Source organism: Streptomyces sp. LaPpAH-108, from assembly GCF_000373625.1.
Classification (GTDB): Bacteria; Actinomycetota; Actinomycetes; order Streptomycetales; family Streptomycetaceae; genus Streptomyces.
Genome location: NZ_KB891988.1, coordinates 1,019,604 through 1,045,610 on the forward strand (window position 1 = coordinate 1,019,604; position 26,007 = coordinate 1,045,610).

26 protein-coding genes are annotated in these 26,007 nt (G+C 72.7%); 12 read left to right on the plus strand and 14 right to left on the minus strand.

The features are described 5' to 3' along the window. Positions 1–84: 84 nt before the first annotated feature. A complete protein-coding gene (locus B079_RS0110725; RefSeq protein WP_018545801.1) occupies positions 85–858 on the minus strand; it encodes an IclR family transcriptional regulator in 774 nt (257 codons plus the stop codon). A 226-nt stretch (positions 859–1,084) separates the two neighbouring features. On the opposite strand from B079_RS0110725, the gene B079_RS0110730 reads away from it, so the two are divergent. Next, a complete protein-coding gene (locus tag B079_RS0110730; RefSeq protein ID WP_078495899.1) occupies positions 1,085–2,641 on the plus strand; it encodes an aldehyde dehydrogenase (NADP(+)) in 1,557 nt (518 codons plus the stop codon). Between the two features lie 78 nt (positions 2,642–2,719). Next, the gene (locus B079_RS0110735) at positions 2,720–3,328 is read left to right on the plus strand and encodes a DUF1349 domain-containing protein (protein ID WP_018545803.1); all 609 of its coding nucleotides are present in this window, start codon (positions 2,720–2,722) and stop codon (positions 3,326–3,328) included. On the opposite strand, the gene B079_RS0110740 is transcribed toward B079_RS0110735, so the two are convergent. Next, positions 3,288–4,673 (minus strand): MFS transporter, encoded by a 1,386-nt coding sequence (locus B079_RS0110740; protein WP_018545804.1) that lies wholly within the window; start codon positions 4,671–4,673, stop codon positions 3,288–3,290. The genes B079_RS0110735 and B079_RS0110740 overlap by 41 nt on opposite strands. A 70-nt stretch (positions 4,674–4,743) precedes the next feature. On the opposite strand from B079_RS0110740, the gene B079_RS0110745 reads away from it, so the two are divergent. The 4 genes from B079_RS0110745 to B079_RS0110760 all read left to right on the plus strand — a co-directional run bounded on the left by B079_RS0110745 (position 4,744) and on the right by B079_RS0110760 (position 8,175). Then, a complete protein-coding gene (locus B079_RS0110745) occupies positions 4,744–5,721 on the plus strand; it encodes a GlxA family transcriptional regulator (RefSeq protein ID WP_018545805.1) in 978 nt (325 codons plus the stop codon). Continuing rightward, entirely contained in the window at positions 5,718–6,221 is a 504-nt protein-coding gene (locus B079_RS0110750; RefSeq protein ID WP_199779894.1) for a GNAT family N-acetyltransferase, read from the plus strand. Before B079_RS0110745 ends, B079_RS0110750 begins: the two co-directional genes overlap by 4 nt. Positions 6,222–6,299: 78 nt before the next feature. Next, positions 6,300–7,016, plus strand: a complete 717-nt coding sequence (locus tag B079_RS0110755) for a DsbA family oxidoreductase (protein ID WP_018545807.1) — start codon at positions 6,300–6,302, stop codon at positions 7,014–7,016. A 97-nt stretch (positions 7,017–7,113) separates the two neighbouring features. Beyond that, positions 7,114–8,175 carry an aminotransferase class V-fold PLP-dependent enzyme gene (locus B079_RS0110760; protein WP_018545808.1) on the plus strand — a complete coding sequence of 354 codons (1,062 nt, stop codon included), beginning with the start codon at positions 7,114–7,116 and terminating at the stop codon, positions 8,173–8,175. Between the two features lie 99 nt (positions 8,176–8,274). Here the strand turns inward: B079_RS0110760 and thpD are convergent, their stop codons facing one another. The 5 genes from thpD to B079_RS0110785 form a co-directional block, all read right to left on the minus strand. Further along, positions 8,275–9,177: an ectoine hydroxylase gene (gene thpD, locus B079_RS0110765; RefSeq protein ID WP_018545809.1), complete on the minus strand. Its 903-nt coding sequence runs from the start codon at positions 9,175–9,177 to the stop codon at positions 8,275–8,277. A 5-nt stretch (positions 9,178–9,182) separates the two neighbouring features. Then, positions 9,183–9,587, minus strand: coding sequence for an ectoine synthase (locus B079_RS0110770; protein WP_018545810.1), 405 nt, complete (start codon positions 9,585–9,587; stop codon positions 9,183–9,185). Between the two features lie 84 nt (positions 9,588–9,671). Then, positions 9,672–10,943 (minus strand): diaminobutyrate--2-oxoglutarate transaminase, encoded by a 1,272-nt coding sequence (ectB, locus tag B079_RS0110775; RefSeq protein ID WP_018545811.1) that lies wholly within the window; start codon positions 10,941–10,943, stop codon positions 9,672–9,674. Positions 10,944–10,967: 24 nt separating this feature from the next. Beyond that, positions 10,968–11,486, minus strand: coding sequence for a diaminobutyrate acetyltransferase (gene ectA, locus B079_RS0110780; protein WP_018545812.1), 519 nt, complete (start codon positions 11,484–11,486; stop codon positions 10,968–10,970). Between the two features lie 304 nt (positions 11,487–11,790). Then, the gene (locus B079_RS0110785; protein ID WP_018545813.1) at positions 11,791–12,891 is read right to left on the minus strand and encodes a pyridoxal-phosphate-dependent aminotransferase family protein; all 1,101 of its coding nucleotides are present in this window, start codon (positions 12,889–12,891) and stop codon (positions 11,791–11,793) included. 196 nt (positions 12,892–13,087) lie between these two features. On the opposite strand from B079_RS0110785, the gene B079_RS0110790 reads away from it, so the two are divergent. Genes B079_RS0110790 through B079_RS0110800 form a run of 3 tightly spaced genes read left to right on the plus strand, consistent with a single transcriptional unit; the run spans position 13,088 to position 15,589 of the window. Beyond that, positions 13,088–13,945 (plus strand): transporter substrate-binding domain-containing protein, encoded by an 858-nt coding sequence (locus tag B079_RS0110790; protein ID WP_018545814.1) that lies wholly within the window; start codon positions 13,088–13,090, stop codon positions 13,943–13,945. Positions 13,946–13,958: 13 nt separating this feature from the next. Continuing rightward, on the plus strand, positions 13,959–14,792 hold the full coding sequence (locus B079_RS0110795; RefSeq protein ID WP_018545815.1) for an amino acid ABC transporter permease: 834 nt from the start codon (positions 13,959–13,961) through the stop codon (positions 14,790–14,792). After that, positions 14,789–15,589 carry an amino acid ABC transporter ATP-binding protein gene (locus B079_RS0110800; protein ID WP_018545816.1) on the plus strand — a complete coding sequence of 267 codons (801 nt, stop codon included), beginning with the start codon at positions 14,789–14,791 and terminating at the stop codon, positions 15,587–15,589. Before B079_RS0110795 ends, B079_RS0110800 begins: the two co-directional genes overlap by 4 nt. A gap of 143 nt (positions 15,590–15,732) precedes the next feature. Here B079_RS0110800 and B079_RS0110805 read toward each other — a convergent pair whose 3' ends face one another. Further along, a complete protein-coding gene (locus B079_RS0110805; protein WP_018545817.1) occupies positions 15,733–16,107 on the minus strand; it encodes a VOC family protein in 375 nt (124 codons plus the stop codon). A gap of 244 nt (positions 16,108–16,351) precedes the next feature. Between B079_RS0110805 and B079_RS0110810 the strand changes: the two genes are divergently transcribed. Together B079_RS0110810 and B079_RS0110815 are read left to right on the plus strand one after the other, a co-directional pair. Next, a complete protein-coding gene (locus B079_RS0110810) occupies positions 16,352–17,443 on the plus strand; it encodes an amidohydrolase family protein (protein WP_018545818.1) in 1,092 nt (363 codons plus the stop codon). A gap of 156 nt (positions 17,444–17,599) precedes the next feature. After that, on the plus strand, positions 17,600–18,676 hold the full coding sequence (locus B079_RS0110815; RefSeq protein ID WP_018545819.1) for an SCO1860 family LAETG-anchored protein: 1,077 nt from the start codon (positions 17,600–17,602) through the stop codon (positions 18,674–18,676). Positions 18,677–18,766: 90 nt separating this feature from the next. On the opposite strand, the gene cobC is transcribed toward B079_RS0110815, so the two are convergent. Genes cobC through cobM form a run of 6 tightly spaced genes read right to left on the minus strand, consistent with a single transcriptional unit; the run spans position 18,767 to position 25,141 of the window. Beyond that, on the minus strand, positions 18,767–19,816 hold the full coding sequence (gene cobC / locus B079_RS0110820) for an Rv2231c family pyridoxal phosphate-dependent protein CobC (protein WP_026248566.1): 1,050 nt from the start codon (positions 19,814–19,816) through the stop codon (positions 18,767–18,769). Continuing rightward, positions 19,806–20,741, minus strand: a complete 936-nt coding sequence (locus B079_RS0110825) for a sirohydrochlorin chelatase (RefSeq protein ID WP_018545821.1) — start codon at positions 20,739–20,741, stop codon at positions 19,806–19,808. Before B079_RS0110825 ends, cobC begins: the two co-directional genes overlap by 11 nt. Continuing rightward, positions 20,738–21,325: a precorrin-8X methylmutase gene (locus B079_RS0110830; protein WP_018545822.1), complete on the minus strand. Its 588-nt coding sequence runs from the start codon at positions 21,323–21,325 to the stop codon at positions 20,738–20,740. The genes B079_RS0110825 and B079_RS0110830 overlap by 4 nt, the downstream gene beginning before the upstream one ends. Further along, a complete protein-coding gene (gene cobJ / locus B079_RS0110835; protein WP_018545823.1) occupies positions 21,322–23,016 on the minus strand; it encodes a precorrin-3B C(17)-methyltransferase in 1,695 nt (564 codons plus the stop codon). The genes B079_RS0110830 and cobJ overlap by 4 nt, the downstream gene beginning before the upstream one ends. Next, entirely contained in the window at positions 23,013–24,251 is a 1,239-nt protein-coding gene (locus B079_RS0110840) for a bifunctional cobalt-precorrin-7 (C(5))-methyltransferase/cobalt-precorrin-6B (C(15))-methyltransferase (protein WP_026248567.1), read from the minus strand. Before B079_RS0110840 ends, cobJ begins: the two co-directional genes overlap by 4 nt. 23 nt (positions 24,252–24,274) lie before the next feature. Then, on the minus strand, positions 24,275–25,141 hold the full coding sequence (gene cobM / locus B079_RS0110845) for a precorrin-4 C(11)-methyltransferase (protein WP_018545825.1): 867 nt from the start codon (positions 25,139–25,141) through the stop codon (positions 24,275–24,277). Between the two features lie 110 nt (positions 25,142–25,251). On the opposite strand from cobM, the gene B079_RS0110850 reads away from it, so the two are divergent. Next, positions 25,252–25,986: a ZIP family metal transporter gene (locus tag B079_RS0110850; RefSeq protein WP_018545826.1), complete on the plus strand. Its 735-nt coding sequence runs from the start codon at positions 25,252–25,254 to the stop codon at positions 25,984–25,986. Positions 25,987–26,007: the final 21 nt, after the last annotated feature.

Below are 26,007 nucleotides of genomic sequence, written 5' to 3' on the forward strand. Positions count from 1 at the left end.
CGTTCCCCTCCGTATGTGTTTCTCACGCAACACTCAGTCGGCCTGTGGGGCGCGGTCAAGCGCCGATACTCCTGTGAACCCCGTTCACAGCCGCCGCGTCGCCAGCGTCAACCGCTCCCGCGCGTCGAACAGCGCGTCCTTGATCGTCTGTTCGTGGGCGTCCGTCAGTCGTGCCACCGGCACCGAGCAGCTCACGGCGTCCCGCGCCGGGGTGCGGTACGGGATCGCGACCCCGAAGCAGCGCAGCCCGAGCGTGTTCTCCTCGCGGTCCACGGCGAGGCCGCCCTCGCGGATGCGGTGCAGCTCCTCGATCAGCTTCTCGCGGTCGGTGACCGTGTGCTCGGTGAGCGCGGGCAGCTCCTTCGGCAGCAGCGCCCGCACCTGGTCGTCGGTGTGCGTGGCGAGCAGCGCCTTGCCGAGCGAGGTCGCGTGCGCGGGCAGCCGGCGCCCGACCCGGGTGAACGGGCGCAGATAGTGCTGCGACTGACGGGTGGCGAGGTAGACCACGTCGGTGCCGTCGAGCCGCGCCAGATGGATGGTCTCCGTGGTGTCGTCCGCGAGCCGGTCCAGGGTGGGCCGGGCGGCGGCCACCACCTCGTCGCCGTCGATGTACGCGGTGCCGACCAGCAGCGCGCGCACCCCGATGCCGTACCGGGTGCCGGTCGCGTCCGTCTCCACCCAGCCCAGCTCCACCAGCGTGCGCAGCAGCATGTACAGGCTGGACTTGGGGTAGCCGACCGACTCCTGGACGTCCGCGAGGGAGTGCATCCCGGGCCGCCCGGCGAAGTACTCGAGCAGTTCCACGGTCCGCACCGCGGACTTCACCTGCGCCCCGCCGCCCGCCTCCGCTGCCGACATCGCCCCCGGCTCCTTCGCTCGGCCGCGCCCGGTCCCGCGCGGTTGCCCCGCGCCCGGTTCGGCGTCGTTCGATCTCGTTCGACTTCGTTCGACGGCGACCTGGAAGTACGAGGACCCGGCGCCCTAGACTCCGGACTGCCGGTTCACCATCGAAGACGGCGTTCAATATAGCGAACACGGCTGATGAGCGACCTCGACCGTACGGCGTTGTCTGGAGGTACCCGCGGTGGCAGCAGCACCAGTGTGGAGCGTCGACCCGCGCACCGGGAAGCGGCGGGAGCAAGTGGCGGTGGAGGCAACGGCCGAGGAGGTCGACGCGACCGTCCGGGCCGCACACGCCGCGCGCGGCGCCCTCGCCGACCGCACGGTCCGCGCCGCGTTCCTGCGCACGGCGGCAGACGGCCTGGAGGCGGTACGGGACCTGCTGATCGAGGTCGCCGACGCCGAGAGCGCCCTCGGACCGGTCCGGCTCACCGGTGAACTCGCGCGCACCGCCTACCAGTTGCGGTCCTTCGCGGGCATCGTGGACGAAGGCGCCTTCCTGGACGTGGTGATCGACCATCCCGACCCGGCCGCCGTCCCGCCCGTCCCGGATCTGCGCCGCATGAAGATCCCGCTCGGGGTCGTGGCCGTCTACGCGGCCTCCAACTTCCCCTTCGCCTTCTCCGTCGCGGGCGGCGACACCGCGAGCGCGCTGGCGGCGGGCTGCCCGGTCGTCGTCAAGGCCCACCCCGACCATCCGGCCCTGTCCGAGCTGGTGGCCAAGGTGCTGCGCCGGGCCGCCGCCGCGCACGGCGTCCCGGAGGCGGTCGTCGGCCTGGTGCACGGCTTCGACGCGGGCGTGGAGCTGATCCGGCATCCGCTGCTGGCCGCCGCCGGGTTCACCGGCTCGGTGCGCGGCGGCCGGGCCCTGTTCGACGCGGCTGCCGCCCGGCCCGTGCCGATCCCCTTCCACGGCGAACTCGGCTCGCTGAACCCGGTCGTGGTGACCGAGGCCGCCGCGGCCGAGCGCGGTGACGAGATCGGGCGGGGTCTGGCCGGGTCCATGACGCTCGGCGTCGGCCAGTTCTGCGTCAAGCCCGGCCTGGTGCTGGTGCCTTCGGGCGCGTCCGGCGACGGCCTGGTCAAGGCGCTCGTGGACGCGGTGAGCGACACCGAGTCCGGGGTGATGCTCGACCCCCGGATGCGGGACGCGTTCGTCGCGGGCGTCGCCGAACGCGCGGCCCTGCCCGGCGTCGAGTCCCCGGTCACCCCCGGTGCGGGCGGCCCGCACACGGTCAGCGCGGGCTTCCTCACCGTACCGGCGGCCGAACTGGCCGACCCTGCCTACGACTTGCTCTTGGAGGAGTGCTTCGGCCCGGTCACCGTGGTGGCGCGCTACGACGACATGGACCAACTGACCGCCCTCCTCGCCCGGTTGCCCGGCAGCCTCACCGCGACCGTGCAGCTGTCCTCGGACGAGGCAGCGGGCGACGAGGCGGCGGGCGACGGGGGCGCGGGCGATGGCGGCGCGGCGGATCTCCTCGCCCGACTCGCCCCGCTCGCAGGCAGGTTGGTGGTCGACAGCTGGCCCACCGGCGTCGCCGTCGCCCCCGCCCAGCACCACGGCGGCCCCTACCCGGCGACCACCTCCACCTCGACCTCGGTCGGCGGCACCGCGATCGAGCGCTGGCTGCGCCCGGTGGCGTACCAGAACACCCCCGAGCCGCTGCTGCCGTCGGAGCTGCGGGACGACAACCCCCTGCGGCTGCCCCGCCGTTGTGACGGGGTGCTGGAGAGCTGAACGGCCGACCGGGTACCCGCCCCTGTGAACGGGGCGGAACACCCCGGTCCGCGCCCCGCCCCCTGCGAGAATCCCCGGATGGACATAGCCCTTCCCGAACTCCCCTTCCCCTTGCGGACCTACGGACCCGACGGCCACTGGTCCCACGAGGACGGCGTGCTCTCCGGCTGGGCCGGACCCCGCCAGGACCGGTTCGTCACCCCGACCGGGGAGGCCCTGGACCCCGCCTCCGACGCGCCCCGGCTGCTCGGGGCGCCCGAGGGCGACTTCCAGCTGATCGCCCGGGTCACCGTCGGCTTCAACGCCTCCTTCGACGCCGGGGCGCTCTACGTCCACGTCGGCGAACGGGCCTGGGCCAAGCTCTGCCTGGAGTACTCCCCGGACGTGGCCACCGTCTGCACGGTCGTCACCCGGGGCCACTCCGACGACGCCAACTCCTTCACCGTCAGCGGCAGTTCGGTCTGGCTCCGGCTGAGCCGCACCGGCCGCGCCCTCGCCTTCCACGCCTCCCGCGACGGCGAACGCTGGACCTTCGTCCGCCTGTTCACCCTGGGCGACGAGAAGGAGACCGCGAACGCCCTGGTCGGCTTCATGACCCAGTCGCCGCTCGGCGCGGGCTGCGTGGTCACCTACGACCACCTGGAGTTCAGGCCCCAGTGGCCGGACGACCTGCGAGACGGAAGCTGAGCGCGAGGGCCACGAGCAGCGCGGCCACGCAGACGGCCAGACCCGTGCGCAGCCCGGTCACGAAGCCGCCCGCCAGCAGCGCCCCGAACACCGCGATCCCGAGCCCGCCGGACACCTGCCGAGCCGCGTTCAGCACCCCCGCCGCGAGTCCGGCCCGCCCGGCGGGCACCGCGTCCAGCATCACGGCGGTCAGCGCCGGGATGGCCAGCGCGCAGCCGAGCGCCAGCGGCACCAGCAGCAGCGCGGCCCCGACGGTCGGCGTCGCCGTGCCGACCCCGAGCAGCCCCAGCAGGCCCACCACGGACAGCGCGAGGCCCGCGATCAGCGGGACGCGTGGGCCGTAGCGCCCGGTCAGCTTCCCCGAGACCAGGTTCGTCACCGCGATCACGCCGGTCATCGGCAGGAACATCAGCCCGGCGTACAGCGCCGAACGGCCCTGCACCTGCTGGAAGAAGAGGGAGAAGACGAACAGGACGCCGTAGAACGCCACGCTGCACGCCGCCCCCGCCGCGACCGCCGCGCGCACCGCCCGGTCCCGGAACATCCCCAGCGGGACCACCGGATCCGCCCGCCGCGTCTCCACCCGGACGAACAGCACCGCCGCGACCACCGCCACCGCGAGGGCCACCAGACCGGTCGTACCGCCCTCGATCACCGCGAAGGTCACCCCCGTCAGGGCGAGCGCCGCCGCGGCCTGCCCCGGCAGGTCCAGGGGTGCGGGCCGCCGCTCGGACCGCGCCACCCGGAGCAGCAGGACCAGCGCCACCGCGCCCACCGGCAGGTTGACGAAGAAGATGCCCCGCCACCCCCAGGCCGTGGTCAGCGCGCCGCCCGCCACCGGGCCCAGGGCCAGCGCGGTCGAGCCCCCGGCCGCCCACACGGCCACCGCCCGGGCCCGGCGCGCCGCGTCCGCGTACGCCTCGCGCACCAGGGACAGCGACGCGGGCAGCACCACGGCCGCCGCCGCGCCCTGCGCCACCCGGGCGGCGGTCAGGACCGCGAGGTTCGGCGCGAACCCGCAGGCCGCCGACGCCAGGGTGAACACCGCGATGCCGATGCCGTACGCCCGGCTCGCCCCGGCCCGGTCGGCGAAGGCGCCGGTGGAGAGCATCAGGGCCGCGAAGGGCAGGGTGTAGGCGTCCACCACCCACTGCAGTCCGCGCAGTCCGCCGCCGAGCCCGGAGCCGATGGCGGGGAGGGCGACGTTCACGATCGAGGCGTCCAGGGTGATCAGCGCGGAGCCGAGGAGGGCGGCGGCCAGCGCGAGGGCGGGCGCCGTCTTCTGCTCCAACGGACCTGTGGAGAGCACGGGTTGGGAAGGACTGAGGGTCTTGTTCAGGGACATGGCTCCAGCTTGCGGAGCACACGGCGCGTACAGTAGTGGCCTGATTGCCATACCTCCGGAGGTTCTGGCCATGATCCGAGTCGTCGTCATCGCCGCCCCGCCCGTGTCGATGTTCAACCTGGCCATCCCGGACCTGCTCTTCGGCAAGGTCGAGGTGGCGGGCGAGCGCGGGTACGAGGTCGTCGTCTGCGCGCCGGAGCCGGGCCCGGTGGCCACCACCGGCGGGCTCGAACTCACCGTGCCGCACGGCCTGGAGGCACTGCGCGAGGCGCACACCGTGCTCGTCGCGGGCACCGGCGAGGCATACGAACCCGACCTCCGCGTGGTCGCCGCGCTGCGCGAGGCCGCCGCCGCGGGCACCCGTATCGCCTCCATCTGCACCGGCGCCTTCTCCCTCGCCAAGGCCGGGCTCCTCGACGGCCGCCGGGCCACCACCTACTGGGCGCACGCCGACGAGATGCGCCGCCGCCACCCCGCCATCGCCTTCGAGGGCGACGTCCTCTACACCGAGGACGGCCAGTTCCTCACCTCCAGCGGATACGCCGCCGGGATCGACCTGTGCCTGCACCTCGTCCGCACCGACTACGGCGCCGCCGTCGCCAACGAGGTCGCCCGCCTCGCCCTGGTCGCCCCCGTACGCCCCGGCGGCCAGACCCAGTTCACCCACACCCCGCTTCCGCCCGAGCGCGGCACCGCCTGCGCCGACGTACGCGGCTGGGCCATGCGCCACCTCGACAAGCCGCTCACCCTCACCGACCTCGCCCGCCACGCCGGGGTCAGCGTGCGCACCCTCACCCGCCGCTTCCACGCCGAGAGCGGCGTCAGCCCCCTGCAGTGGCTGCTGCACCAGCGCGTCGAACGCGCCAGGGAACTCCTGGAGACCACCACCCTGCCGATGGACCAGGTCGCCACCGCCTGCGGCCTCGGCACCGCCGACTCACTGCGCGCCCACGTCGTGCGCCGCACCGGACTGACCCCGAGCGCCTACCGCGCCCAGTTCCGCCGGTACGCAACCGCGCCCGCCGGGGCCACGTCCTCACCGGCATGATCAGTGAACGAGCGAACAGCGCCCTGGTGATCCGCCCGGCCGAGCCCGCCGAGGCCGAGGCGATCGCCGCGCTGCACGAGCGCGCCCGCTCCACCTACTACCCCGGCGGCCTGCCGCCCGCCGACTTCGACTGGACCGACTCCTGGCGGGCCTCCATCGAGCGGCCCGACGGCCAGGTCCTGTGCGGCGTCCAGGACGGCCGGATCGTCGCCATCGCCTCCTTCCGCACCCCCGAGGGCGCGCCCCCGGAGAAGGTCAAGCTGTTCCAGTTCCACGTCGACCCCGACCACTGGCGCGCGGGCCTCGGCACCGCCCTGCACGCCGCCTGCGTGGAGCGCTGGTTGGCCGACGGCAAGCGGGTCGCCGTACTCGACGTGCACGTGGACAACCGGCGCGCCCAGGACTTCTACGCCCGCCAGGGCTGGCTGCCCGACCCCGGGAACCCGCCCGCCGAGGGCGACCACCACCTCTTCCTGCGCTGGAGCGCGCCCGGGGAATGAACCCCGCTGCTTGAACGTTCACGTACCGGGTGGGGAGAGCCCCCGCCCGCTACGAACGAGCCGAAGAGAGCCCGAAGAATGCGCGTCGAGATCTGGAGCGACATCGCCTGCCCGTGGTGCTACGTAGGAAAGGCACGCTTCGAGAAGGCGCTCGCGGCCTTCCCGCACCGCGACGACGTCGAGGTCGTGCACCGCTCCTTCGAGCTGGACCCCGGCCGCGCCAAGGGCGACGTCCAGCCCGTGCTCACCATGCTCACCAAGAAGTACGGCATGAGCGAGGCCCAGGCCGAGGCGGGCGAGGACAACCTCGGCGCCCAGGCCGAAGCCGAGGGCCTGCCCTACCGCACCCGGGGCCGCGACCACGGCAACACCTTCGACATGCACCGCCTGCTGCACTTCGCCAAGGAGCACGGCAGGCAGGACGAGCTGATCGGGCTGCTGTACCGGGCCAACTTCGCCGAGGAGCGCTCCGTCTTCACCGAGGGCGACGAGCGGCTGGTGGAGCTGGCCGAGCGGGCGGGCCTGGACCCCGAGGCCGCCCGCACGGTCCTCGCCGACCCCACCGCCTACGCCGACGAGGTCCGCGCCGACGAGCGCGAGGCCGCCCAGCTCGGCGCCAACGGCGTCCCCTTCTTCGTCCTCGACCGCGCCTACGGCGTCTCCGGCGCCCAGCCCGCCGAGGTCTTCACCCGGGCGCTCACCCAGGCGTGGGACGCCCGCTCCCCGCTCACCGTGCTCGGCCAGGACGACGCCGACACCTGCGGCCCGGACGGGTGCGCGGTGCCGCAGAAGTAGGAAACCGCAGGTGGGAGGCGATCTATAAGGATCGCTGAGCGACACCGGGTAAAAATCCGCGATGGACGGTGACTCCATGGGGACGCACAGTGGACCCATGGAGACCACGGAGACGTTCGACAGCCTCGTTCGCGCCGAGTTCACCCCCGTAGGCACCTATCTCAACACGGCCAGCAACTCCCTGCTGCCCGTCCGCACCGTCACCGCCCTGCACGAGGCGGCGCTGCTGCGGGCCCAGGGCCGCCCGCTGACCTCGCTCTTCGAGGACGTGGAGGCGAGCCGGGCCGCCTACGCCCGGCTCGCCCAGGTCCCCGTCGAACGCGTCGCGACGGGCGTCTCGGTCGCCGCGCACACCGGTCTCATCGCCGCCTCCCTGCCGCCGGGCGCCGAAGTCCTCACCGCCGAGGACGACTTCACCTCCGTGCTCAACCCGTTCCACGTCCGAGGCGACCTCAAGGTACGGGCGGTGCCCGTGGAGCGGATCGCCCGGTCCGTCCGCCCTGAGACCGACCTCGTCGCGGTCAGCGCCGTGCAGTCCGCCGACGGGCGCATCGCCGACCTGCCCGCGCTGCGCGAGGCCGCCCGAGAGCACGGCGCCCGCACCTACGTCGACTTCTCCCAGGCCGCGGGCTGGCTCCCGATGGACGCGGGGGAGTGGGACTTCAGCGCCTCCGTCACCTACAAGTGGCTGCTCGGCCCGCACGGCATCGCCTTCCTCGTCCTGCCCGAGGACTTCGGCGGCCTCACCCCGCTGCTCGCCGGCTGGGTCGCGGGCGAACGGCCCTGGGACAGCTGCTACGGACCGGTCACCGAACTCGCCCACTCCGCACGGCGGTTCGACCTCACCCACGCCCTGTTCGGCTACGCGGGACTGCGCCACTCCCTCGAACTCATCGAGGAACTGGGCGTGTCCGCGATCCACGCCCACGACACCGCCCTGGCCGACCGCTACCGCGCGGGACTCGCCGCCCTCGGCCACGAGCCGCTGCCCTCGCCCGGCTCCGCGATCGTCTCGGTGCCCGGACTCGGCGCCCGGCAGCCGGAGTTGAGCCGCGCGGGTATCGAGGTCTCCGACCGGGCGGGCAATCTGCGCGCCGCCTTCCATCTGTACAACACCGAGGCGGACGTGGACCGGCTGCTGGACGCGCTGTCCGGCTGAGCGGCCAAGTCCCCGGCCGGCCCAGTACGGGACATGACCGGGCCGGAGCCCCCCGTCCCACAACAAGGAGGCCCCGGCCCGGGGTTCGGTGAGCGCGCGCTACCGCACCGGAGTGAAGTCCCGCGCCCCGATGTACTCCGGCCTGCGCACCGGCGCCGCGAACGGCTCCACCGCCGTGTTCTCCACGCTGTTGAACACGATGAAGACGTTGCTGCGCGGGAACGGCGTGATGTTGTCGCCGGAGCCGTGCATGCAGTTGCAGTCGAACCAGGTCGCCGAGCCGGGCTTGCCGGTGAAGAGGCGGATGCCGTGCTCGCCCGCCATCCGGGTCAGCGCCTCGTCGGAGGGGGTGCCCGCGTCCTGCATCTGGAGCGACTTCTTGTAGTTGTCCTCGGGCGTCGCACCCGCACAGCCCAGGAACGTCCGGTGCGAGCCCGGCATGATCATCAGGCCGCCGTTGGTGTCGTGGTTCTCCGTCAGCGCGATCGAGACCGACACCGTGCGCATCCGGGGCAGCCCGTCCTCGGCGTGCCAGGTCTCGAAGTCCGAGTGCCAGTAGAAGCCGCTCGCGCCGAACCCGGGCTTGACGTTGATCCGGGACTGGTGGACGTACACGTCCGAGCCGAGGATCTGCCGGGCCCGGCCGACCACGCGCTCGTCGCTCACCAGGTTGGCGAACAGCTCGCTGAGCCGGTGGACCTCGAAGACCGAGCGGATCTCCTGCGAGCGGGGCTCCACGATCGCCCGGTCGTCGGCCCGGATCACCGGGTCGGCGACCAGCCGCTCCAGCTCACGCCGGTACACCTCGACCTCGGCCGGGGTGATCAGCTGGTCCACACTGAGGAAGCCGTCGCGCTCGTACCCCTCCAGATCGGCCGTGGGGATCGGGCCGTAGGCGCCGGGGGCGCTCCAGACGACCGGGTCCTTGCGCGGGACGGCCACCTCGGCGGTGCCGCGGCTCGGGTAGAGATCGGTGACGGGGGCGGTGGGGGCCTGGGTCATGGGGATCACACCTCCTCGGGTTCGGTGAGCAGGGGGTAGACGCCGTTCTCGTCGTGGTCCTCCCGTCCGGTCACCGGCGGGTTGAACACGCAGAGGCAGCGGAAGTCCTCCTTGACGCGCAGCGTGTGCCGCTCGTGCCCGTCGAGGAGGTACATCGTGCCGGGGGTGACCGTGTACGTCTCCCCGGTCTCGTGGTCGGTCAGTTCGGCCTCGCCCTCGGTGCAGACGACGGCCTCGATGTGGTTCGCGTACCACATCGACGTCTCGGTCCCGGCGTACAGGACGGTCTCGTGCAGGGAGAAGCCGACGCGCTCCTTGGCGAGCACGATGCGCTTGCTCTCCCAGGTGCCGGACTTCGCCCGGACGTGGCGGTCGGTGTCCTCGATGTCCTTGAACGATCGGACGATCACGGGTGGGTGCCTCCTGTTGTTGCGTATCGGCGGCGGTCAGGGCGCCAGGGCGCCTGGGCGTCAGCGCGCCTGGGCCTCAGGCCGTCACGCGGTCTCGCGGACCGCCCGGGCGACGATGCTCATGCCCTCGTCCAGCTCCTCCGGGGTGATCGTGAGCGCGGGCAGCAGCTTGACGACCTCGCTCTCGGGGCCCGACGTCTCGATGAGCAGCCCGAGTTCGAAGGCACGGGCGGCGACCCGGCCGGCCCGCGCCTTGTCGTGGAACTCCAGGCCCCAGACAAGACCGCGACCCCGGTGGTCCTTCACGGCGTCGGGGTTCTCCTCGGCGATGGAGACCAGCTCCCGCTCGATGCGCTCGCCCCGGGCGCGGGTCTGCTTCTCCATGGCGGCGCCGTCCGCCCAGTACGTCTCCAGCGCGGCGGTCGCGGTGACGAACGCCGGGTTGTTGCCGCGGAAGGTGCCGTTGTGCTCGCCCGGCTCCCAGATGTCCAGCTCCGGCCTGAACAGGCACAGCGACATCGGCAGCCCGTAACCGCTGATGGACTTGGACACGGTGACGATGTCGGGGACGATGCCCGCCTCCTCGAAGGAGAAGAACGCGCCCGTGCGCCCGCAGCCCATCTGGATGTCGTCGACGATCAGCAGCATGTCCTGCCGCTCGCACAACTCCTTGAGCGCGCGCAGCCATGCGGGCCGGGCGACGTTGATGCCGCCCTCGCCCTGCACGGTCTCCACGATCACGGCGGCGGGCTTGTTCAGCCCCGACCCCTGGTCCTCGAGCAGCCGCTCGAACCACAGGAAGTCCGGGACCTGCCCGTCGAAGTAGTTGTCGAACGGCATGGGCGTGCCGTGCACCAGTGGAATGCCCGCCCCGGCCCGCTTGAACGCGTTTCCGGTGACCGCGAGCGAACCCAGCGACATGCCGTGGAAGGCGTTGGTGAACGACACGATCGCCTCGCGCCCCTTCACCTTCCGGGCCAGCTTCAGCGCCGACTCCACCGCGTTGGTGCCGGTCGGGCCCGGGAACATGACCTTGTACGGCAACTCGCGCGGGCCCAGGACCAGTTCCTGGAAGGTGCGCAGGAACGACCGCTTGGCCGTGGTCGACATGTCCAGGCCGTGGGTCACGCCGTCCCGGGCCAGATAGTCGATCAACGCCCGTTTGAGGACGGGGTTGTTGTGGCCGTAGTTGAGCGATCCGGCCCCGGCGAAGAAGTCGAGCCATGCGCGGCCGTCCTCGTCGTACATCCGGCTGCCCCGCGCGGTGTCGAACACGGTGGGCCACCCGCGGCAGTAGCTGCGCACCTCGGACTCGACGGTCTCGAACACGCTCAGGTCGGGCTGGGTGATGGTCACGGTGATTCGCTCCTCGGTGCGGCGTCAGTGGGCCGGGGTGGGCGTCAACGGGCCTATGCGATACAGGACTTCGGGGTCGTGCGGACCGTCCGGGAACAGGTCCGCGGGGAACAGCACCTCGCGCTCCGGCTCGATGCCGTGCCGGGCGGCGAACGAGGTGAACAGCCGCTCCGAGGCGGTGTTCCCGGGGGTGATCGTGGTCTCCAGGCCGGTGATGCCCCGCTCGGCGGCCAGCCGGGCGGTCAGCCCGTCCAGCAGCGCGGCGGCGATCCCGCGCCCCCGGTGGGCGTCGTCGACGGCCACCTGCCAGACGAGCAGGGTGTGCGGACGGTCGGGCCGTACATAACCGGTCACGAAGCCGACCGGCTCGCCGTCCGCGCCCCGCGCCACCGCCGAGGTACCGGCGAAGTCCCGGCACCACAGCAGATAGCTGTACGAGGAGTTCAGGTCGAGGGTTTTCGATTCCTTGGCGAGACGCCAGAGAGCGGCGCCGTCGGTCACCGCCGGTCTGTCGACGATCAGGTCTGCGGGTGCTGCGGTCATGCGGCACGAATTTAGCGAGGCGAATGCGTGAATGCACGGGCGCGCCGCCGGTTGTGTACGACTTGGGCGACGCTATGTCGGGTTTGACCTGGGAAAAACAGGGACAAAAAGGGGTCGGCTGTGGGGTGTGTCACAGCGTGAAAAGCCGCCCGTGTTTCAGGTTGTTTAGCCTCGCGAAAAGCGGGCAGACGAAAAGGCGGAGTATGCCTCATGCAATTCAGGGGGAATGGGCGACAATTGGGTGGTCATGAAAAAGGCGGCCTGCGTGAATTCGCGCAGGCCGCCGCAGGAAAGGGAGTGCCGGTCAGTGCCAGGCTTCGCCCGCCGCCCGCAGGGCGCCCTCCGGGTCCACCGCGAGCCCCTGTCCGGCAAGGGCCGCGCCCAGCGCCGTCAGCGAGCGGCGCACCGCGTCCAGCGTCGCGTCGGGCCCGTAGTGGTTGACCCGGACCATCTCCTTGGCCAGCGCCCCGCCCCCGGCGGCCAGCGGCAGCCCCGGGTCCGTGCGCAGCGCCTCGGCCACCAGCTCGGCGGCCACCACCTGCTCCGGCACCCGCAGCGTCGTCGCCACCGGCGCCGCGTCCCGCGCCTCGTGGACATACGGCTCCAGACCGCCGCGCAGCGCGCTCGCGCCCGCCCGGGTGGCCCGCGCTGCCGCCCGGTGCCGGGCCATCACAGCCTCCGCGCCGTCCGCCTCGATGCGCTCGAGGCACGCCTCCAGGGCCAGCATCTCCAGCTGCGCCGGGGCGTGCGGCAGCACCGCGCGGCCCGCGTCGAGCCAGCGGTCCTTCCAGTCCAGCAGGGACAGATAGGAGCGGCGCGGGGCGTGCGGGTTGGCGGCCATCCGGGCCCAGGCGCGCTCGCTCACCGAGATCGCGGACACCCCGGCCGGGCCGCCCATCGCCTTCTGCGCCCCGATCACACACAGGTCCACGCCCCACGCGTCAGGGAGCACGGGCTCCGCGCCGACCGAGGCGACCGCGTCCAGGTAGAAGAGGGCGCCGTGCGCGCGTACGACCTCGCCGATCTCCGCGACCGGGTTGGTGTTGCCGGTCGCTGCCTCGGCGTGCACCAAAGACACGAAGTCGATCTCCGGGTGCTCGGCGAACGCCTCCCGGATCTGCTCGGCGGTGACGGCCGCGTGGAAGGGGACCGCGAGGTCGTGCACGGTGGCGCCGCTGTCGCGCAGCCAGTTGCCGAAGGTCTGGCCGTAGGGCCCCGTGATCACGTTCAGGGCGACGGTGCCGGGGCCCGCCGCGGAGCGGATCGCGCCCTCAAGCGGCAGCAGCGCCTCGCCCTGGGTGATCAGCACGTCCTGCCGGGTCTCCAGGAGCGCGGCCACCTGGTCCTCGATGGCGGCGAACCGCGCGGCGGTCAGCGGGGGCAGGTCGAGGAAGGGGTGGGTCACGGGGTGCTCTCTTCGCTCGCACGGGTACACGGAACCGGCCGGAGGCCGACGGTGACGAGGGTAACTCGCGGCCTCTACGCCGCTTTGACCGGCGAGTTCTCAGGCCGGACGGCCTCCAGGCCATCGGTTTGATTTGAGAGACCCAAACCTCTCCTTATAATCGGAACCCACCGTTCCCCCCACAGGGAGATCCCCCATGAAAACGCTCCTCGGGCGCCGGACCCGTCTTCTGGCAGCCGCCACCGTGGCGGGCGCCGTCGCGCTCGTCGCGGGCTGTTCCTCGTCGGACGGCGGCGGGAGCGGCAAGACCACCGTCAAGGGGGTCCACCTCGCCAAGGCCGGTCAGCTGACCGTCTGCACCCATCTGCCCTACCCGCCGTTCCAGTCGGTGATCGACGGCAAGGTGCAGGGCTTCGACGTCTCCCTGATCGACCTGGTCGCCAAGGACCTGGGCGTCAAGCAGCAGATCCTGGACACGCCGTTCGAGAACTTCAAGACCGGCGCGTTCCTGAACTCCGGCCAGTGCGACCTGGCCGCGGCGGGCATGACGATCACCGACGAGCGCAAGAAGAACGTCGACTTCTCCGACCCGTACTTCGAGGCCACCCAGGCCGTCCTGGTCGGCAAGAACAGCGGTCTGAAGTCCTTCCAGGACATCAAGGCGCAGCACAAGGCGCTCGGCGCCCAGGCGCAGACCACCGGTGAGGACTACGCGAAGAGCAAGGGTCTCGACCCGGTCTCCTTCCACTCCTCCGACGCGCTCCTCAACGGCCTGCGCACGGGCCAGGTCCAGGCGGTCATCGTCGACTACCCGGTGGTCCAGAGCTGGCTGAAGAACAAGGCCAACGCCGACGCCTTCAAGGTCGTCGGCAACCTCAAGACCGGCGAGCAGTACGGCTTCACGGTGAAGAAGGGCAACGCGGCCCTGCTCACCGCGATCAACGAGCAGCTCGCCAAGGCCAAGTCCGACGGCACCTACCAGAAGATCTACGAGAAGTGGATCGGCCCGTACGACGCCTCGGCCGCCTCCCCGGCCGCGACGCCCTCCTCCTGAATCCGCTGACTCCATGACCGACACGGACACCCGTAGCCAACCGAAGAAGCAGGGCCTGACCCGCCGCCAGCGCCGGCGGGTCTCGCGCGGCGCGCAGTACGCCGTCTTCGTCGCCGCCGTCCTCGCCTTCGCGTTCTCGGCGGACTGGGGGCGGCTGCAGAACCAGTTCCTGCAACTGCCCATCGCCGAGCAGATGTTCCCGGACGTCATCACCCTGGCGCTGAAGAACACCGTGCTCTACACCCTGTCCGGCTTCGTCGTCGGACTCGGCCTCGGCATCGTCATCGCCCTGATGCGGCTGTCCTCGGTGGCGCCCTACCGCTGGGTCGCCGGGATCTACATCGAGATCTTCCGCGGCCTGCCCGCCCTGCTGATCTTCATCTTCGTCGGCGTCGGCGTGCCGCTGGCCTTCCCGGACGTGCAGTACCCGGGCGGTACTTACGGCAAGGTCGCCGTCGCGCTCGGACTCGTCTCGGCCGCCTACATGGCCGAGACGATCCGCGCGGGCATCCAGGCGGTGCCCAAGGGGCAGATGGAGGCGGCCCGTTCGCTCGGCTTCTCGCCCGCGCGGGCCATGATCTCGATCATCATCCCGCAGGCGTTCCGCATCATCCTGCCGCCGCTGACCAACGAACTCGTCCTGCTCTTCAAGGACTCCTCGCTGGTGCTGTTCCTCGGCGTCACCCTGGAGGAGCGCGAACTGTCCAAGTTCGGCAACGACTTGGCCAGCACCACCGCCAACTCCACGCCGATCCTGGTGGCCGGCCTGTGCTATCTGCTGGTCACCGTCCCGCTCGGCTTCGTCGTGCGGCGCATGGAGTCCAGGTCCCAGGAGGCGATCCGGTGAGCACCCCCGAGATCCGTATCGAGCACCTGCACAAGTCCTTCGGCGACAATCACGTCCTGCGCGGCGTCGACCTGGAGATCGGCCAGGGCGAGGTGGTCTGTGTCATCGGCCCCTCCGGCTCCGGCAAGTCCACCCTGCTGCGCTGCGTCAACCTGCTCGAAGAGCCCAGCGAGGGCAAGGTGTTCGTCGGCGGCACCGAGCTGACCGACCCGGACGTTGACCTCGATGCCGTACGCCGCCGGATCGGCATGGTCTTCCAGCAGTTCAACCTCTTCCCGCATCTGAGCGTCACCGAGAACCTCACGCTGCCCCAGCGGCGGGTCCTCGGCCGGGACAAGGCGACGGCCGCGCGGATCGCCGCCGAGAACCTGGCCCGCGTGGGCCTCGCGGAGAAGGCGGATGCCCACCCGGCCGCCCTCTCCGGCGGGCAGCAGCAGCGCGTGGCCATCGCCCGCGCGCTCGCCATGGGCCCCGAGGTGATGCTCTTCGACGAGCCGACCTCCGCGCTCGACCCCGAGCTGGTCGGCGACGTGCTCGCGGTCATGCGCGGGCTCGCCCAGGACGGCATGACCATGATGGTCGTCACCCATGAGATGACCTTCGCCCGCGAGGTCGCCGACCGCGTCGTCTTCATGGACGGCGGTGTCATCGTCGAGGACGGCACCCCCGAGCAGGTCATCGGCAACCCCCGCAACGAGCGCACCCGCCACTTCCTCTCCCGCGTCCTCGACCCGGCGATGGCCGAGGTGGAGGAGACGGACGGGCCGGTGGGGGCGGGGCCGGAGAAGACCTCCTGACGGCTGCGAGGTCCCGTGAGACGCCGCGCGGCGCCGTGATGTGACACCGGCCCGGCCGGGCACCCCTGTGCGGGTGCCCGGCCGTTCCCTGTCCGCCCGCGCCATACGGGGCCCGGGCAGGGTGTGCTCGCCGAAGGTGTCGCCTACAGATACGGGCGCGTGATCAGCTCGATCGCGTGCCCGGCGGGGTCCTTGAAGTACACCCCGCGCCCGCCGTGCTCGTGGTTGATCTCGCCGGGGCGCCGCATCTGCGGATCGGCCCAGTGCGTGACGCCCCGCTCGCACAGGCGCTGGTACGCCCGGTCGAACAGCTCGTCGTCGACCAGGAACGCGTAGTGCTGCATCTGGATCTCCACCGGCGGCTCCGCGAACTGGAGCAGCACCCCGTCGGTGAGCTGGATGTTGCGGAACAGCCCCCAGGACGGAGCCGCGGCAAGCTCCAGCAGCTCCCGGAAGAACCGCGCGGACTCGTCCTTGTCCTTGGCGGCGATGATGGTGTGGTTGAACGTGACTGTCATACGGCTGACCTCGCTGTGGTCCGGCACGGAGAAAAGGGATGCTCGGTGCTCGGGCGCGGGGAGGTCCGCGGGACGGGTGGCGGGGACGCCTGGCGAGGGCGCGTGTGGGGCGCACCCATGGGGCGATCAGCTACCCACCGGGTCGCCTGTCCGTGAGTGGCCCGCGAGGGCCGGTCCGGTGTTCACGTCGGAGGACGTTACCGGACCTGCCGCGCCGCCGGGAAGGCGGTCTAAGGTGCCGTACATGAGCGATCAGGCGGTGCTGCACGTCAAGGGGCGGGTGCTCGTCGGGCCCGAGGACGTCCGGGACGAGCTGTGGGTGGTCGGGGGACGGGTCACGTACGACCGTCCCGCGGGCGCCGGGGACGTACGGACCGTGTCGGGGTGGGCGCTGCCCGGCCTGGTCGACGCGCACTGCCATGTGGGGCTCGGCGCGGAGGGGCCCGTGGACGCGGAGACCGCCGAGAAGCAGGCGCTGACCGACCGGGAGACCGGGACGCTGCTGATCCGGGACGCCGGTTCGCCCTCGGACACCCGCTGGATCGACGAGCGCGACGACCTGCCGAAGATCATCCGTGCCGGGCGGCACATCGCCCGTACCCGCCGCTACATCCGGGGCTACGCCCACGAGATCGAGCCCGACGACCTCGTCGCCTACGTCCGCCAGGAGGCCCGGCGCGGGGACGGCTGGGTCAAGCTGGTCGGCGACTGGATCGACCGCGACCTCGGTGACCTGGCCCCCTGCTGGCCGCGCGAGGCGGTCGCGGCGGGCATCGCGGAGGCGCACCGGCAGGGTGCCCGGGTCACCGCGCACTGTTTCGCGGAGAGTTCGCTGCGGGACCTGGTGGAGTCCGGCATCGACTGCGTCGAGCACGCCACGGGTCTGACCCCTGACCTGATTCCGCTCTTCGTGGAGCACGGGGTGGCGATCGTCCCCACCCTGGTCAACATCGCGACCTTCCCGCGCCTGGCGGCGGGCGGCGACACCAAGTTCCCCCGGTGGTCCGCACATATGCGGCGCCTCCATGAACGCCGCTACGACACTGTGCGCGACGCCTATGACGCCGGGATCGCGGTGTACGTCGGCACCGACGCGGGTGGCTCGCTGCCCCATGGCCTGGTCGCGGCGGAGGTCGAGGAGCTGGTCGCCGCGGGCATTCCGGCCCTGGACGCGCTTTCGGCGACCAGCTGGGGTGCCCGCGCCTGGCTCGGACGCCCCGGGCTGGAGGAGAGCGCGCCCGCCGATCTCGTCGTGTACGAGTCCGACCCCCGCGCCGATGTACGAGTCCTGGCCGCCCCGCGTCGCGTGGTGCTCAACGGGCGAGTCATGCAGTGACCTGCCGGGGCGTGGGAGAACTCCTGTGCCACGGGAATCGAAGAGGTGTGCGGTATCTCCACGATGGAGTGAAGTAACCCAGGATCGCTGACCGTTCACCCACAGTGCGTAAAAGTTGACGCGTCCCAAGCAAGTTCCTTCTCGGGAGCCCACGCCTTGAACTGCCTCAACTTCCGCATGCCCGCACGCCGTCTGGCCGCCGTCGCGACCGTCACCGCCCTCACCGCAGGTCCCGCGGTCCTGGGCGCGGGCACCGCGCACGCCACCGGTCGTCACGGCCACGCCTCCGCCGTCGTCCTGAGCACCGGGCTCGATGTGTCCCTGCTCCACAAGACCGTGGACGTCCCCCTCGAGGTCACCCTCAACGAGGTCCAGGCGCCCGGCGATGCCGACCGCACGGCCCTGACCGCCCGGCTGGACGGGGTGAACGACGGCCGGCCCTTCTCCGTGCTCGGCGCCGAGGTGGCCAGAGCGCGCGCCACCGCCGACGCCGAGCGCGCCGAGGGCTCCGTACGGCTGGTCCACGCCCGCGTGCACGTCCCCGGGCTGCCGCTGCTCTCCCTCATCGAGGTCGGCACGGTCACCGCCCGCGCCACCTGCGAGGCGGGGGAGCGGCCGGAGGCCGTGGCCAACGTCCTCGGCGGCGTCACGATCCTCGGCAAGCACGTGAACGTCACGGCGGGCGGTCCCTCCGTGGTCAAGGTCCCCGGCGTCGGCGAGGTCCGCCTGGACCTCTCCCAGCGCCGCACCACCTCCCGCACGGCCGCCGCCACCGCCCTCGAACTCAAGGTCTCCGTCAACCCGTTGCGGCTGAACGTCGCCGAGGTCGAGGGCACCGTGACGCTGGCGAAGGCCACCTGCGAGACGCCTCGCGGAGGCGGCCACGGAGGCGGCGGCCACGACGGCGGCACCGGCGGCGGTACTGGCGGCCACCAGCCCCCGCCCCCGCCCCAGACCGACGAGCCGGGCGACGACGACGCCCCGGAGCCGACCGACAGCACGCCCCCGAGCGACGGCGGCACGGCCCCGAGCACCAAGCCCACCCCGTCCTCCGACCCGGACTCCTCCACCCCCGCCAAGCCCGCCACCGAGGTGAAGGCCCAGGGCGGCACCAAGAACGACCTCGCGGAAACCGGCGCCAGCTCCTCCACCCCGTACCTCGCGGGCGGCGCACTCGCCCTCCTCCTGCTCGGCGGCGGAGCAGCGGCACTGGCCCGACGCCGCCGCGGCTGACGAACAGCCGGACCACCTGACGGAGTCGGCCCGGGACCACCGAACGAATCGGCGGCCCCGGGCCGCTTGTCGGTTCCGCCCTGTGCCTGCTCAGCTCATCGCGGTGTCAAGTGCCGTCAGGAATCCCGTCGTTGTGTCCGCGTCGCGTACCGCGACCCGGATCCACTCCGGCCCGAGGCCGGGGAAGGTGTCGCCTCGGCGGACCGCGTAGCCCAAGGCGCGTAGGCGTGGGCGTACTTCGGGCGCGCCGGGGATGCGGGCGAGGACGAACGGGGCCTCTGCGGGGCCGGTCACCTCTGCGTTCCGTTCCGTCAGTCCCTTGACCAGGAACTCGCGGTCCACGGCGATCTGACGGGCAGCCGCTTCCGCCTCCGTGAGGGCCTGTGGTGTGATGCAGGCCCGTGCTGCCGCCAGTGCTGGTGTGGAGACCGCCCATAGGGGCTGAGCCCGTTCGAGGCGTGTGATGACCTCCGGTTCCGCGAGGACGTAGCCGATGCGGAGGCCCGCGAGGCCCCAGGTCTTGGTGAGGCTGCGGAGGACCACGAGCCCCGGCACGTCGCACCGTCCGGCCAGGGATTCCCGTTCGCCCGGGACCGCGTCCATGAAGGCTTCGTCCACGACCAGCGTGCGCCCCGGGCGGGCGAGCCGTAGCAGCTCGGACGCCGGGTGCAGGACGGACGTCGGGTTGGTGGGGTTGCCGACCACCACCAGGTCCGCGTCCTTGGGGACGAGTCCGGGGTCCAGCCGGAAGCCGTCCTGCTGCCGGAGCACCACCCGGTCCACCGTGTGGCCCGCGTCCCGCAGCGCCGCCTCCGGCTCCGTGAACTGGGGGTGGATGACCACCGGGCGCCGTACCTTCAGCGCCCGCGCCAGCAGGACGAACGCCTCGGCGGCCCCGGCGGTCAGCAGTACCCGCTCCACCGGCACCCCGTGCCGCGCCGCCACCGCCGCCCGCGCGGCCCGCCCGTCCGGGTAGGCCGCGAGGGAGGACAGGGACGCGGCGATCTCCTCGCGGAGCCACAGCGGAGGCGTCCCCGTGCGGACGTTGACCGCGAGGTCGATCAGGGCGGCCCCGTCGTCGCGGACCTCGGCGTCGCCGTGATGCCGCAGATCAGGCCCGCTGTAGCCCTCAGTGCGCATGGCTGTGTGCGTGGCCGCCATGGTGGTGGTGCCCATGGCCGTGCCCGTGCCCATGTGCGTCGGACCCATCGTCGTCCGGGTGGAAGTGCGGCTGCTGCGGGAGCCCCACCTTGTCCTCGAAGCCCGGCAGCGCGATGCGGTAGACGCACGAGTCGCAGTTCATCCGGAGATCCCCCCGCACCGCCTCCTCGTACCGCTCAAGGACCAGATCCAGCAGCTCCGGCTCCGGACCGATGACCTCGGCCGAGCGCACCTCGGTCTCCGGGTGCGCGGCGGACCACTCCTCGGTCTGACGCCGGACCCGGTCCGGGAGGATGCCGGTGAACAGGAAGTACGGCAGGACGACGATCCGCCGCGCCCCCAGCCGAGCGCACCGGTCCAGCCCGCTCGGCACGTCCGGCGCCGCGAGGGAGACGAACGCCGTCTCGACGGCGGCGTAGCCGCGCCCCTCCCACAGCAGCCGGGCCGCCTTGCACACCTCGGCGTTGGCGTCCGGGTCGGTGGAGCCGCGCCCCACGAGGAGGACGGTGACATCAGCGCGGTCGGTGCCCGCCAGGGCCTCGTCCAGGCGCCGCTCAAGGACCCGCAGCAGGGCGGGGTGCGGGCCGAGGGGGCGGCCGTAGGTGTACGTCAGACCCGGGTGCCGTTCCTTCTCGCGGGCCAGCGCGGCGGGTATGTCGCCCTTGGCGTGCCCGGCGGAGACCAGCATCAGCGGTACGGCCGCGAACGTCCGCACGCCCCGCTCGACCAGCTCGGCGACGGCCTCACCGAGCGGGGGCGGCGACAGCTCGATGAAGCCGCCCGCAACGGGCAGTTCGGGGCGACGACGGCCCAACTCCCGTACGAAAGCACGGAAAGCCTCGGCTCCGGCCTCGTCCCGGGTGCCGTGTCCGGCGACGAGCAGGGCGGGCGGCTGGGTGGTCACTGTTTCTCCTCGGGGTAAAACGGTTGGTACAGCAGGGCGTTGAGCGCGGCGGCGGCCACCGCCGAACCGCCCTTCTCGGAGACGTTGCTCACCGCGGGCAGCCCGCTCGCGCGCAGCGCCTCCTTGGACTCGGCCGCGCCGACGAAGCCGACGGGCAGGCCGATGACGAGCGCCGGATCGGCGTCCAGGGTCAGCAGCTCCTCCAGGGCGGTCGGCGCACAGCCGATCACCCACAGGGCGCCGGGCCCGACCTCCTCGTACGCGAGCCGCACGGCATGCGCCGAACGGGTCATTCCAGGACCGGACTTGGCGTCCTTCAGACGGCAGACCGTCTCGCGCCGGGTGATTCCCGCCGCGACCATCTCCACGTCCACCACGACGGGCGCCCCCGCGTGCAGCGCGGCATGCCCGCGCACGAGGTCCGCCTCGGCCAGGACCAGATCGCTCGCGTAGTCGAGATCGGCGGCCGAGTGGATCACCCGCTCCACCACCGCCCTGGTCAGCAAGGGGAGTTCGGAGGTGTCCAGGCGGGCGCGCAGCCGCCGGAAGGACTCCTGCTCGATGGGATGGACCACACGGTTCACCGGGCACCCTCCTCGGCGCTCGCCTGCCAGCGGTAGCCGCGCGGGGTCACCATGCGCCCGGCGATCTCCCGGGTCGCGGTGTTGCCCACGGTCACCACGGTCATCATGTCCACGGACGCCGGATCGAGCGCGGCCAGCGTGGTCACCCGGCTGGACTCGTCGGGCCGCGAGGCGTTGCGCACCACCCCGACCGGGGTGGAAGGCGCCCGGTGCTCCGCCAACGCCGCGAGCGCCTTGGGGAGTTGCCAGTCCCGGCCGCGCGAGCGCGGGTTGTAGAACGTCACCACGAGGTCGGACTCGGCCGCCGCGCGCACCCGCCGCTCGATGACCTCCCACGGTGTGTGCAGGTCGGACAGGCTGATCGACACATGGTCGTGGCCCAGCGGCGCGCCGAGCAGCGCCCCGGCCGCAAGCGCCGCCGTCACCCCCGGCACGCCCACCACATCGATGTCGTCGGACGCCTCCGCGAGCGCCGGGGACGCCATCGCGTACACCCCCGCGTCCCCGCTCCCGATCAACGCCACCGCGTGCCCCGCGCGCGCTTCCGCGACCGCCGTACGCGCCCGCTCCTCCTCCGCGCCCAGCCCCGACTCCAGCACCCGCGTGCCCGGACGCAGCAGATCCCGGATCTGGTCCACGTACTGGTCGAGCCCCACCAGCACGGAGGCGCGCCGCAGTTCGGCCACCGCGCGCGGCGTGACCAGGTCCCGGGCGCCGGGCCCGAGCCCCACCACCGCGAGCCGCCCACGCGCCGGACGCCGTACGACCGCACAGGTCGCCATCGCCGGACTCCCCGCCGACTTCCGCTTGGGCACGAGGAGTTCACCCCCGCCGAGCAGCGCCGCCGCCTCCGCCACGGACGGCGTACCGACCGCCACGAGGGGCGCGTCGGACGGGTTCGGTACGACGACGGCCGCCAACTCCGAGGCCGGGTACGCGACCAGCGGCACGCCCAGCCGCTCGGCGGCGCCCACCAGGCCCGGCTCCTCCGACTTGGCGTCCACCGTGGCGAGTTGAGCCACCGACCGCACCGAGAGCCCCGCCCCCGCCAGCGCCGACCCGATCAGCTCCAGCACCTCGTCCACCGGCGCACCCCGCGAGGCACCCACCCCGACCACCAGCGACGGCGGACGCAACAGCACCTCGCGCGGCCCCGGTTCGACGGCGCGGTCGGTGAGCCGTACCGTGTACGCCCCGTGTTCCGCCACCGGCAGCGGAGGCAGCGGCCACGCCAACTCGGCCTCAAGGGCCACCGGTTCACCGTCCAGCAGCGCCCGTGACACCGCCGCGACCGCACCCTCGTACGGCAGGCCGAGCGTGTCGAGCCCGGCCACGCCCACCGCGTCCGTAGCGGTCGTCACCACCGGCTCCGCACCCAGCAACTCACCCACCTCACGGGCGAGTTCATTGGCACCCCCCGCGTGCCCGCCGAGCAGCGACACCGCGAACCGGCCGCCCTCGTCCACGCACACCACACCCGGATCGGCCGCCTTGTCCCCGAGCAGCGGCGCCACCAGACGGACCACCGCACCCGTCGCCAGGAAACACACCAGCTGCCCGCACTCCGCGAACGCGGCCCGGACCGCGTCCCCCACCGGGCCCTCGTACACCCGGGTACGGTCCGGCCACGCCGCCGCAAGGCGGTCCCGCGCCGCAGCCCCCGCGGAGGTGGCGGAAATCAGGCCGATCACTCAACTGCTCCTTCGTTCGGCCGGGAGGCACGCTCGCCCCACAGCAGGAAAACGGGGTTGGTGGCCGCGAGCCGGGTCACGTCACCGGGCAGCGGCGCCAGCCGCGAGGACTGCAACAGCACGCCGTCGCAGCCGAATCCGGCCCGCGCCAGGGCCGCGCGCGCCTCGGGCACCCGGTCCAGCGCGGCCATCGCGACCACCACCGTGCGCCGCGCCCGCCGCGCGCACGCCTCGACCACCGCGCCCAGCTCACGGCCCCCGCCCCCGACGAACACCGCGTCGGGATCGTCGTCCAGAGCGGCCAGCGCCTCCGGAGCCGTACCGTGCACCACGGACACGTCCACGTCATGGGCGCGCGCGTTGGCCCGTACCCGCGCGCAGCCGTCCCCGGTCTTCTCCACCGCGACCACGGCCGCGCCGAGCCGCGCGCACTCCACCGCCACCGAGCCCGACCCCGCGCCCACGTCCCACACCAGGTCGCCGGGGCGCGGCCCGAGCCGGGCCAGCGCCAGCGCCCGTACCTCGAACTTGGTGATCATCGAGTCCCGGTGCGCGAACGCGTCCTCCTCCAGGGCCCAGCGCCCGGGCCCCACGGCCGGGCCCGCCATCGTGCGCGGACCCCGGGGCGCCCGGGACTCGTCCAGGCACAGCACCACGTTCACCGCCGTGCCCCAGTTCCGCCGGGCGGCCTCGGCGGGCGTCACCCGCTCCACCCGCTCGTCCTCCGGCTCACCGAGGTCGCTCACCACGACCAGCGTCCGGTCGCTGCCGGTCAGCCGGGCACCCAGCTCGGCAGGACCCGACCCCGGCCCGGTCAGCACGGCCACCTTCGGATACGCCCGGCACAGCTGCACCGCCGTCCGCGGATCACGCCCGTGCGCGCTCACCACCACCGCGTCGTCCCAGGTCAGCCCCAGCCGCGCGAACGCCCCGGCCACCGAGGACACCCCGGGCCGTACCTCAAGGCGCGCCGCGCCGAACCGCTCCGCCAGCACCCGCACGATCCCGAAGAACCCGGGGTCGCCCGAGGCCAGCACGACCACCGGGAGATCCTTGGCCAGGGTCTCGGCGATCGCGTCCAGGGCGGGGGAGAGGGGGCCGAGGGCGATGCGCTGGACGTCCTCGGGTAGGTCGGCGGCGTCCAGGTGGCGTTGGCCGCCGACGACCAGGGCGGCCTTGGCGAGCACGTCGGCGGAGAGGGGAGCGCCCGTGCCGGTGCCGACGACGGTGATCAGCGGCACGTCCGTGTGCGACGCCGTCACCTGCTCGCCCCCCGCTCCCGCAGCGCCCGCCGCGCCTGAGGGTCCGCCTTGCGGAAGCCGTGGAAGTGGCCGGGGTGGTAGAGGTGCGAGCGGGTGCCGTGGGCGTCCAGGGCCGGGCCGATCAGGAAGAGGGTGTGCTTCCACAACCGGTGCTCCTTGACCGTCTCCTCCAGCGTGCCGATCGTGCAGCGCACCACCAGCTCCTCCGGCCAGGTCACCTGATGGGCGACCACCACCGGAGTGCTCGTCGGATAACCGCCCTCCAGCAGTTCCCGCACCAGCTGACCGCTGCGCGCCGCCGACAGGAACACCGCCATGGTCGTACCGTGCCGGGCGAACTCCCGTACCTCCTCGCCCGGCGGCATCGGCGTCTTGCCGCCGCCGAGCCGGGTCAGGATCACCGACTGCGCCACCTCGGGGATCGTCAGCTCGCGCCCCGCGAGCGCGGCCACTGCCGAGAACGACGACACCCCCGGCACGATCTCCGTCGCGATCCCGATCTCCGCGCACCGGTCCAGCTGCTCCTGGGTGCCGCCCCACAGCGACGGGTCGCCCGAGTGGACGCGGGCCACCTTCAGCCCGTCGGCCAGGGCGCGCCGGTAGACGGCCACCACGTCCTCCAGGGACAGCGCGGCCGAGTCCAGGACCTCCGCGTCCGCGCGCGCGTGCTCCAGGACCTCCGCCCGGACCAGGCTCGCCGCCCAGATCACCACGTCCGCCTCGGCGATCGCCCGGGCCGCGCGGAAGGTCAGCAGATCGGCGGCGCCGGGACCGGCACCGACGAAGGTCACCTTGCCGGTGGGGGCGGTGGCGGGGGGCCCGGCCACGTCAGCGGCCTGCGGCGCGGCCTGGGGCTCGGCCATGGGGAAAGGTCCTCTCGTACGAAAAGAAGTGAGGGAAATGTCAGGGTCTGCGGAGGTTTCACAGGCGTCGGATGTGCGCGGAGGGCCCTTCATCGGATACCAAGGTCGTTATGGCGGTCCTCGTCGCGCTCGGCGCGTTTGTGATGACGCTGGCCGGCGGCTGGACGGCACAGCGTGTGACCGACCGTCGCCACCTGGTCCTGGGCCTGGCGGGCGGCCTGATGCTGGGCGTGGTCGGCCTCGATCTGCTGCCGGAGGCGCTGCGCGCGGCCGGTCGCGAGGTCTTCGGCGTACCCGCCGCCCTGCTGCTCTTCGTCGGCGGATTCCTGCTGGCCCATCTGGTGGAACGTCTCCTCGCCGGACGCCAGGCCGCGCACGGCGGGGAGGAGCACGACCACCACCGGGCCCCCGAGGTCGGCCTCACGGCCGCCGCCGCGATGGTCGGGCACAGCGCCATGGACGGCGTCGCGATCGGCGCGGCCTTCCAGGTCGGCGGCGGCATGGGCCTCTCCGTCGCTCTCGCCGTCATCGCCCACGACTTCGCCGACGGCTTCAACACCTTCACCATCACGAGCCTCTACGGCAACGCCCGCCGCCGCGCCGTCGCCATGCTCGTGGCCGACGCCTGCGCCCCGGTCCTCGGCGCCCTCTCCACGGTCTTCATCCACATCCCCGAGCCCCTGCTCGGCGGCTACCTCGGCCTCTTCAGCGGCGCCCTGCTCTACCTCGCCGCCGCGGAGATCCTGCCGGAGGCCCACCACGACCACCCGGCGCGCTCGACGCTGCTGTGCACGGTCGCGGGGGCGGCGTTCATCTGGCTGGTGGTCGCGGTGTCCGGCGGCTGACACCGCCCGACCCGTGGCCCC

What these genes read in the sequence shown, in the direction of transcription:
- B079_RS0110725 (WP_018545801.1), bottom strand. Translation starts at nt 858, where the DNA reads ATGTCGGCAGCGGAGGCGGGCGGCGGGGCGCAGGTGAAGTCCGCGGTG.
- B079_RS0110735 (WP_018545803.1), top strand. Translation starts at nt 2,720, where the DNA reads ATGGACATAGCCCTTCCCGAACTCCCCTTCCCCTTGCGGACCTACGGA.
- B079_RS0110740 (WP_018545804.1), bottom strand. Translation starts at nt 4,673, where the DNA reads ATGTCCCTGAACAAGACCCTCAGTCCTTCCCAACCCGTGCTCTCCACA.
- B079_RS0110745 (WP_018545805.1), top strand. Translation starts at nt 4,744, where the DNA reads ATGATCCGAGTCGTCGTCATCGCCGCCCCGCCCGTGTCGATGTTCAAC.
- B079_RS0110750 (WP_199779894.1), top strand. Translation starts at nt 5,718, where the DNA reads ATGATCAGTGAACGAGCGAACAGCGCCCTGGTGATCCGCCCGGCCGAG.
- B079_RS0110755 (WP_018545807.1), top strand. Translation starts at nt 6,300, where the DNA reads ATGCGCGTCGAGATCTGGAGCGACATCGCCTGCCCGTGGTGCTACGTA.
- B079_RS0110760 (WP_018545808.1), top strand. Translation starts at nt 7,114, where the DNA reads ATGGAGACCACGGAGACGTTCGACAGCCTCGTTCGCGCCGAGTTCACC.
- thpD (WP_018545809.1), bottom strand. Translation starts at nt 9,177, where the DNA reads ATGACCCAGGCCCCCACCGCCCCCGTCACCGATCTCTACCCGAGCCGC.
- ectA (WP_018545812.1), bottom strand. Translation starts at nt 11,486, where the DNA reads ATGACCGCAGCACCCGCAGACCTGATCGTCGACAGACCGGCGGTGACC.
- B079_RS0110790 (WP_018545814.1), top strand. Translation starts at nt 13,088, where the DNA reads ATGAAAACGCTCCTCGGGCGCCGGACCCGTCTTCTGGCAGCCGCCACC.
- B079_RS0110795 (WP_018545815.1), top strand. Translation starts at nt 13,959, where the DNA reads ATGACCGACACGGACACCCGTAGCCAACCGAAGAAGCAGGGCCTGACC.
- B079_RS0110805 (WP_018545817.1), bottom strand. Translation starts at nt 16,107, where the DNA reads ATGACAGTCACGTTCAACCACACCATCATCGCCGCCAAGGACAAGGAC.
- B079_RS0110810 (WP_018545818.1), top strand. Translation starts at nt 16,352, where the DNA reads ATGAGCGATCAGGCGGTGCTGCACGTCAAGGGGCGGGTGCTCGTCGGG.
- cobC (WP_026248566.1), bottom strand. Translation starts at nt 19,816, where the DNA reads ATGCGCACTGAGGGCTACAGCGGGCCTGATCTGCGGCATCACGGCGAC.
- cobM (WP_018545825.1), bottom strand. Translation starts at nt 25,141, where the DNA reads ATGGCCGAGCCCCAGGCCGCGCCGCAGGCCGCTGACGTGGCCGGGCCC.
- B079_RS0110850 (WP_018545826.1), top strand. Translation starts at nt 25,252, where the DNA reads ATGGCGGTCCTCGTCGCGCTCGGCGCGTTTGTGATGACGCTGGCCGGC.